This window comes from Tardiphaga sp., from assembly GCF_044340795.1.
GTDB lineage: Bacteria > Pseudomonadota > Alphaproteobacteria > Rhizobiales > Xanthobacteraceae > Tardiphaga.
This window is the reverse complement of record NZ_JBIISY010000251.1, coordinates 1-8,251: the sequence shown is the minus strand read 5'-3', so window position 1 is coordinate 8,251 and position 8,251 is coordinate 1. Positions and strand designations below refer to the sequence as shown.

Annotated in this window: 8 protein-coding genes; 7 read left to right on the top strand and 1 reads right to left on the bottom strand. The window is 63.3% G+C overall.

Going from position 1 to position 8,251, the window contains the following annotated elements; translation table 11 throughout:
- Nucleotides 1-45: 45 nt before the first annotated feature.
- The 6 genes from ACIQ17_RS27525 to ACIQ17_RS27500 all read left to right on the top strand — a co-directional run bounded on the left by ACIQ17_RS27525 (nt 46) and on the right by ACIQ17_RS27500 (nt 4,599).
- Nucleotides 46-381: a DUF86 domain-containing protein gene (locus ACIQ17_RS27525; RefSeq protein WP_398472536.1), complete on the top strand. Its 336-nt coding sequence runs from the start codon at nt 46-48 to the stop codon at nt 379-381.
- Nucleotides 378-1,169, top strand: a complete 792-nt coding sequence (locus tag ACIQ17_RS27520) for a DUF3298 domain-containing protein (protein WP_398472535.1) — start codon at nt 378-380, stop codon at nt 1,167-1,169. The genes ACIQ17_RS27525 and ACIQ17_RS27520 overlap by 4 nt, the downstream gene beginning before the upstream one ends.
- A complete protein-coding gene (gene meaB / locus ACIQ17_RS27515; RefSeq protein WP_398472534.1) occupies nt 1,166-2,155 on the top strand; it encodes a methylmalonyl Co-A mutase-associated GTPase MeaB in 990 nt (329 codons plus the stop codon). The genes ACIQ17_RS27520 and meaB overlap by 4 nt, the downstream gene beginning before the upstream one ends.
- Before the next feature lie 10 nt (nt 2,156-2,165).
- A complete protein-coding gene (locus tag ACIQ17_RS27510) occupies nt 2,166-2,834 on the top strand; it encodes a pyroglutamyl-peptidase I (protein ID WP_398472532.1) in 669 nt (222 codons plus the stop codon).
- Between the two features lie 123 nt (nt 2,835-2,957).
- Nucleotides 2,958-4,211, top strand: coding sequence for a multidrug effflux MFS transporter (locus tag ACIQ17_RS27505; RefSeq protein WP_398472531.1), 1,254 nt, complete (start codon nt 2,958-2,960; stop codon nt 4,209-4,211).
- A 127-nt stretch (nt 4,212-4,338) separates the two neighbouring features.
- The gene (locus ACIQ17_RS27500) at nt 4,339-4,599 is read left to right on the top strand and encodes a hypothetical protein (RefSeq protein ID WP_398472529.1); all 261 of its coding nucleotides are present in this window, start codon (nt 4,339-4,341) and stop codon (nt 4,597-4,599) included.
- Nucleotides 4,600-5,489: 890 nt separating this feature from the next.
- Here the strand turns inward: ACIQ17_RS27500 and ACIQ17_RS27495 are convergent.
- Nucleotides 5,490-6,668, bottom strand: coding sequence for a hypothetical protein (locus ACIQ17_RS27495; protein WP_398472527.1), 1,179 nt, complete (start codon nt 6,666-6,668; stop codon nt 5,490-5,492).
- A gap of 269 nt (nt 6,669-6,937) precedes the next feature.
- Between ACIQ17_RS27495 and ACIQ17_RS27490 the strand changes: the two genes are divergently transcribed.
- A partial coding sequence (locus ACIQ17_RS27490; protein WP_398472526.1) for a TIGR03808 family TAT-translocated repetitive protein occupies nt 6,938-8,251 on the top strand: 1,314 nt, incomplete at its 3' end.

The following is an 8,251-nucleotide window of genomic DNA, read 5'->3' as shown; positions in this document are numbered from 1 at the left end:
GCGTATCCGGGAGCGCATGGCCGACGATCTGATTGAGGTGTTTTGATGCCGCCCTCGGTTGAAGATCGTTTGAATGACATTCGCAATGCCATTCTGGAGCTCGAGACCTTCCTGCACGACACGGACGCAGATCGATTTGCAGCCGATCGAGGCTTACGCCTGATCAGCGAACGCTTGCTGGAAATTGTCTGCGAGGCGGCACGGCATCTGCCAGAGCACGTCAAAATGGAAGCGCCTGACATCAATTGGCGGCAGATGGTTGATTTCGCCAATCGGCTCCGCCACGCGTATCAGTACACCGAGACGGACATCGTCTGGACTGTCATCCGAGATCACATTCCTCCGCTCAAGGCCTTTGTTGAAAGTCAGATTCGCGAATGAACCTCCTCCCATCTTCCTTGCTCTCCGGCGCACTGTTGTTGGCCCTGTCCTGCACGCCCTCTATCGCCGCCGATCAGACGCCCGACATCGCGCTCAAGACCAAATACACCGACGTCACGGTCTCCTTCGACGATGCGATCAAGGCGGATGCGCCGCTGCTGAAATATCTCACCGCGGCCGGCAAGAGTTGGGCGTCGAAGACGCTCAAGGAGCTGGTCGAGCAGCGCAAGGACATGACCGACGTGCCGGCGGATATCCGTAACCGGCCGTGGAGCGCGGAGCGTGGCTATACGCAGGAAGCTTTGATTGCCAGCCGTTATGCCAGCGTCATCCGCAGCGAGTTCAGCTATACGGGCGGCGCGCATCCCAATCACGGCAGCGATACGCTGCTCTGGGACAGGCAGGCCGGCAAGATGATCAGCATCCGGCCATTTTTCACCGAACTTGCTGATGGCGGGCCGGCCATGACCGCGATCCGCAATGCTGTCGTCGCCGATCTCAAGGTCGAGAAGAAGAAGCGCGACAACGACAATCCCGATATGAGCCTCGTCGATGCGCTTGAGCCAACGCTGCTCAAGATCGGCGCCATCGCGCTCACGCCATCGACAGCCGCGGGGAAGAGTTCAGGCCTCACTTTCCTTTATCCGCCCTATGCGGTCGGCTCCTATGCCGAGGGCGACTACACGGCCTTCGTACCATGGGAGACGCTGAAGCCTTATCTCTCGGCCGAAGGCACGGCGATTTTCGGTGGCACGAGGCCGCCCGAGAGCGGTGACAAACCGAAGTGACGAGCGCAAAACCCATCGATATCGACGCTCTTGCGCGTGACCTGCGCGCCGGCTCCCGCGCCGCGCTGGCGCGGGCGATCACGCTGGTGGAGAGCCGCCGCGCGGACCATCAGGCCGCGGCGCGCGAGCTTGTACAGCAATTGCTGCCCGCCACCGGCGAGGCCTTTCGCCTCGGCATCACCGGCTCGCCCGGCGTCGGCAAGTCGACGACCATCGACGTGCTCGGCATGTATCTGATCGAACAGGGCCACAAGATCGCGGTGCTGGCGGTGGACCCGTCCTCGGCGCGCACCGGTGGTTCGATCCTTGGTGACAAGACGCGGATGAATGACCTGTCCGCGCATCCCGATGCGTTCATTCGGCCCTCGCCGTCGTCCGGCACGCTGGGCGGTGTCGCCGCGAAGACGCGCGAGGCGATGCTGTTGTGCGAAGCTGCCGGCTTCGACGTGGTGCTGGTGGAGACCGTCGGTATCGGCCAGTCGGAAACCGCGGTCTGCGACATGACCGACTTCTTCCTCGCCTTGATGCTGCCCGGTGGCGGCGACGAATTGCAGGGCATCAAGAAAGGCCTGATCGAACTTGCCGACATGATCGCCATCAACAAGGCCGATGGCGACAATCTCAAGCGGGCCAATATCACCGCCGGCGATTATCGCGGCGCGCTGCATATCCTCGCACCGCGCTCGGAGCACTGGCATCCGCCTGTCGTCACTTACTCGGCACTGGCCAAGACCGGCATCGCCGAACTGTGGGAAAAGGTCGTTGCCCATCGCACGGCGATGAATGCATCCGGCGATTTCGCGGCGCGACGGCGCGACCAGCAGGTGAAATGGATGTGGACCATGCTGGAGGATCGCCTGAAGGCGCGGCTGCGCAGTGACCCCGTCATTCGCAGCAAGGTCAAGCAAGCCGAGCGCGATGTGGCGGATGGCAAGATGACTCCGGCCGTTGCGGCGGAGGCCATCGTGGATCTGTTGAAGGATTGAGGACCCGTCGATGAGCGAGGCACCACGCATCCTCATCACCGGCTTCGGCCCCTTTCCCGGCGCGCCTATCAATCCGACGATGCCGCTGGTGCAGAAGCTCGCGACGCTCCGGCGCCCCGCCTTCGCCGGTGTCACTCGCATCCCGCATATTTTCGACGTCACGTATGCGACCGTCGATCGCGAGCTTCCCGAACTGATCGCACGCCATCGCCCCAATGCCCTGCTGTGCTTCGGGCTCGCGGCGCGCACGCCTTACATCCGCATCGAGACGCGGGCGCGCAATGCCGTCTCGATGTTGTGGCCCGATGCCGACGGCACACCGGTGCGTCGCGGGTTCATCGTTCCCGGCGCCGATGCCCAGATGTTCGGGCCGCATACCGCGCGGTTGCTTCAGGCCGCCCGTCTCACCGGCGTTGATGTCCGCGCCTCGCGCGATGCCGGGCGCTATCTGTGCAATTACCTGTCCTGGCGCGCCATCGAGGCCGCGCGCGCCGAAGGTGGCCCGATGTTCGCCTCCTTCGTCCATGTGCCGCTCACGGCCACCGACACGACTTCCCGGCGCATGAGCGCGGACGAGCTCGCTGATGCCGGCGAAGCCATCCTGCTGGAAACGATCCGTCTTGCCCGCACGCAACGACGCCACCCAGCCCTGCATCGGCAAGAAACGCCTGTTTCCTGAGCAGATGGCGGTCGGATACCGCCGTCATCGGGTTTTGCGCGATGCAGCCATGCCCAAACCCGCCTTGTGCAGCGCAGCATCCGCGATCAAATGGCGCCCATCTCCCGATGGAATATTTGTTTCGTGACTGACATCAATGCCGACGCGCCGGTGACGTCTTCGCCCGCGCACCTCCCCATGCGTTTTGCGGAATTCGTCGCCATGATCGCCGCGATCATGGCGCTGAATCCGCTTGCCATGGACATCATGCTGCCGGCGCTGCCGCATCTCGGCGCGGCCTTCAAGATTGCCGATGGCAATCACCTGCAGACGGTGCTGTCGGTCTTCCTGCTCGGTTTTGGCGCGGCCCAATTCGCCATCGGCCCGCTGTCGGACCGCTATGGCCGTCGGCCGATCCTGCTCGCCGGCATGGCCGTCTATTGCGTCGCGAGCGTGCTGGCATTGCTCGCGCCCTCCTTCGAGACATTGCTGCTCGCCCGCCTGCTGCAGGGCATCGGCACCGCGGCGACCCGCGTGATTGCCGTCTCCATCGTGCGCGACTGCTATTCCGGCGGCCGCATGGCCGGCGTGATGTCGCTGGCGATGATGGTGTTCATCTCGGTGCCAGTGGTTGCGCCGTCCTTCGGCCAGGCCCTGATGCTGCTCACCGAATGGCGCGGCATCTTCGTGGTGCTCGTCGTTTACGGCCTGCTGGCGCTGATCTGGAGCGCCTGGCGCCTGCCGGAGACGCTGCCGGTCGCCCGGCGGCGTTCGCTGGCCATTCGCGATGTGCTGTTCGCCTATCACCAGACCATCAGCCATCGGCTGACGCTTGGTTACGGCATTGCCGCCGGCGTGCTGCAGGGCGCGCTGTTCGCCTTCGTCTTCACCTCGCAGCAGGTCTTCACAGAGATCTTCCATCTCGGTTCCTATTTCCCGCTGGCTTTCGCCTCCATCGCCTTCGGCATCGCCATTGCCGGCTTCTTCAATGCCCGCGTCGTGCATCGTTTCGGCATGCGCGCGCTATCGCATGCCGCGCTGGTCGGCTTTGTGGTGATTGGCGCCTTGATGCTGCTCGCCGCGGTGGCCGGCTTCCTGCCGCTGCCGCTGTTCATCGCGCTGTCGATGCTGATGATGTTTGCCTTCGGCCTGATGTTCTCGAATTTCACCGCGCTGGCGATGGAGCCGCAAGGCCATATCGCCGGCACCGCCTCCTCACTTTACGGCACGCTGACCACGCTGCTTGGCATCGCCATCGGCGCGTTCATCGGCCAGCACTATGACGGCACGCTGTTGCCGTTCACGACCGGCCTGTTCGCCTGCACGCTCATCGCTCTGGCGGTGGTGCTGGTGGCGGAGAAAGGCCGCCTGTTCACGTCTCACAAAGTGGTGAGCTGAACGCCCGCGCGTACTGCCGCTGGCGGCCGCGCAGATTTGCAATGCCCGTTGAACTGCCCTGCGGCCCGCGGCGAGAACCCGGTGCCGCGATGAGCGTTATTGAACCGTCAGATTCCGGAGCGATCCGATGCCCTACGCACTTTTTTGCGACGATGCCAAACTGAGCAAGACCTATCCCACCGAAGCCGATGTCTGGAAGCTGGCATCCGAGAGCGGTCTTGTCACCGATGTGGAAAGCAAGGGCGGCCAGCCGACACCACGCCGCGTGCTCGACAATGACTACGAGATCCGGCCGTGCCAGGCAGAAGCCGGTGAATGCCCCGAGAAGAACGAACGCGACGCGCAGGAGCAGAAGGATTTTCAACTGCTGCTGAGGGGGCGCGGGTAAGCGCGTTTCTCATCTCCCTCCCCGTTCCGCGGCTTGAGGGCGGGAGAATCCCGGCCCGCACGGCGCCTCCTGAGCGACTTGTCAAACAGCCAACCCCTCACCTCCTCGCGACGCGTCTGCGCCCGAGTTTTGCGCATTCCCTGCCCCCTACTTGAAGAGGGCGCGCGGAACGCCGGGTGCCCGATGCACCCTTGGCGCCTGATGCCATGCGCGGTACTCCGCGAATAAGGAGCATCAGGACTTTCGGATTCACCGGAAACAACCCGGCGTTCCGCACGCGATGTCTTGTCGGTTAGAGCTGCCTGCACTGTGCCGTGGTGACCGACCCCATCACCTATCATTACTGGCCATTGGCGGGAGGCCAGGGAGCCTCAGGCAGAGAACCGTGCGCCGCCGGATGCGGTCGTCCGTCGTGCGGTCCATCGGCTCTGACCATCCGAAGGCAAACCATCTCCATGCCAGTGGCAGGTCTGGCGCAGATCCGGCTCGCCCTCAGGCAGCCATCACGTTTGAACCGCGCGACGCCTCATCCCTTGGCGCCTCACCGCATCCTGTTCCGCAATCGTGACGATCGCGATCACCCTTCACTGGAGCAGGACGAAAAGAGGCTACCGAAGACGCAACCTCAAGTAAAGAACAAAATAAGAACAATCTCGGGGAGATCGCGGACGTCAGGGTCGGGCACAGGAGCGGAGCGTCGTGTGTCCAGCTTGCTGGTTCTGCCTACGACACGGACCAGATCAATTCCGCGCGCATGCTCAGCTACATCGCGCTGTTGATTGCGATCAGCGACCACAAACCGGTCGCCGCCGATCGCGTGATCGGACGCAAATTATCGTGCACGGAGAGCATCGATGTCCGCTTCACCGGAAGCGGACATCGCCAAGTGATCATGGCAGTTTCGCGGACACCATCCTGGCCAGTTCGTTGACGCGCCGTGTCCCGTCGTCGTGCAATTCCTTGTCCCGATCGCCGCCGCTGACGCGCACTTCGACGACCAGACGTCCCTTGCGGATGACGACCGAATTATTGAAGCTGATGCTGGCCTCGTCACCGAGGCCGGGAACGTCCTTGCTGCCGTCGCCCGTATTGCGCGCGATCCTGTAATACTTCTTCGACAGCTCCTCAGTGGCCGCCACGTTGGAGACGCTCATGGTGACGCTGTAGCTGGCGAAGCGCTTCTGGCCGTTCACCATGTCAGTGCGGTTCGTCACATAGTTGCAGCGGATCGGCTTCGGCAACACTTCCACGCGATCGATGCGCGATTCATGCGTGAGCTTTCCCATGGTCTGGTGCGGCGGATCGATCTTCATGTCGCCGAACACGGTGCGGACGTCCTGCGACGACAGCAGGGCACATGCGTCGGGCCAGTCATCCACCGATGCGGCCGACGACTTCCGCTCATCCTTCGGAATATCGATACTGCTATTGGTCGCAATCGGCGTCTGCGCATCCACCATGCCCTCGCCGGGCTTCCAGCGACTGGCCGCCTGCGTCGCGAGCGCAACGAGATTGGGCTGGGTCTGCGGTGAATAGGTGTCGAGACTGACGACGAAGATCAGATCGCCCTTGCGGATGCGCGCGGTGAGCGTGAATTGCGACGTCTCCAGAAAGGCTTCATCGCCGACGCCGGGAAGCGGCTCTGTCTTGCGGTTGATCTTCGGATCCGCATTGACTTTCTCACGCATCGACCGGATCGATGCAAAACTCGCAGCCGTGCCGCGCGGCCCATCGACCTCGCCACCCCAGGCGATGATGTTGACGGTGGCGAATTTGGTCTGATCCAACTTCGATGTCGGACTGGGCAGCTTCACCGTATACATGCAGCTTTCGTTATACTGCGGACCCTTCGCGAGGGGGCTCAGCGTCGGCCCCTTGCTCGCCACCGGCCGGCCGGGAAACAGCGCCTGCAGATCGGCTTCCGTCAGCAATTTGCATGCATCGGCGGAACTGACTTTCGCTTCGGCACCGGATGAGCGTGCGCCGTCCGATTCCTGTGCGTAGGCAGGCAGGCTGCCCAGACACATCAGCACAAGGCCAAGCCGAATCCCGGACTGTTTGATGACCATAAGAATCCGCTCCCGTATTTTCTTGCAGCGCGCATGTGATGGCGGCGGAAACTATTCAGGCGATGAAAGGACAAAATGAGGCAACCCGGGCGATCATGTGGATGCGTTCGCGCAAGGGCGGCATGCGTTCCCGACAGAATACGAAAGCGCGCTGTTGAGGGAATCAGGACGGCAGAATTGTTATTAACCCTGTGCCACGGCAAAGCCGCCGCCATTACAGCAATCGCCTATGTTGATCGGACGCCGTTCCTCCGCATCGGACATGCGCCATGATCACCGACCGCCGCAATCTCCTGAATGTCTCCGCGCTCGGCGCCGCCGGCGTGCTGATCGCATCGCGCGCCGAAGCCGCGCCGCTGCCCTCCGCACTCGGGCGCGATGCCACGCAATATGGCGTGCGCTCCAACATCCAGGACGACCAGACCCGCATCCTGCAACGCGCCATCGATGATGCCACGCGCCTGCAGGCGCCGCTGGTGCTGCCGCCCGGCAATTATCGCACCGGCCCGCTCCGGCTGTCGCGCGGCACGCAACTGGTCGGCATTCGCGGCGCCACCATACTCACCTCGCTCGGCGGCGGACCTCTGCTATCGGGTGACGGCGCGGACCATGTCAGCCTCAACGGCATCACGCTGGACGGCAATTACGCGACGCTGCCGCCGCGTCGTGGACTGGTGCAGTTCACGCAGAGCAACGAGATGCGCGTCGACGATTGCACCATCGTCAAGAGCGGCCATGCCGGCATCTGGCTCGAACGATGCGCCGGCGCGATCCGTGGCAATGCCTTCAACGACATCGCGACCACCGCCATCGTCTCCTTCGACGGCACCGGCCTGCTGGTCGCGCAGAACACCATCAGCAACACGCGCAGCAACGGCATCGAGATCCTGCGCAGCGCGCTCGGCGATGACGGCACGCAGGTGATCGACAACCGCATCGAGGACATCAAGGCGGGCCCCGGCGGCTCCGGCCAGTATGGCAATGCCATCAACGCGTTTCGCGCCGGCAATGTCATCGTGTCCGGCAACCGCATCAGGAATTGCGATTACTCGGCGGTGCGCGGCAATTCGGCATCGAACATCCACATCACCGGCAACAGCGTCTCCCAGGTGCGCGAGGTCGCGCTGTATTCGGAATTCGCCTTCGAAGGCGCCGTGATCGCCAACAACACGGTGGACGGCGCGGCCTTTGGCGTCTCCGTCTGCAACTTCAACGAAGGCGGCCGCATCGCCGTCGTGCAGGGCAACATCATCCGCAACCTCCTTCCCAAGCGGCCATCCGGCACGATCCCGGATGACGATGCCGGTGTCGGCATCTATGTGGAAGCAGACGCGACGGTGAGCGGCAATGTGGTGGAGAATGCGCCGGCCTTCGGCATCATCGCCGGCTGGGGCCGCTATCTGCGCGATGTCGCCATTACAGGCAATGTGGTGCGCAATGCGTTTGTCGGGATCGGCGTGTCGGTGATGCCCGGCGCCGGCACGGCACTGGTCAGCAACAACATGATCTCGGGTGCGGCGCGCGGTGCCGTGGTCGGCCTCGATCACGCCAAGCCGACGACGCCCGACCTTACGGCCAAGGGC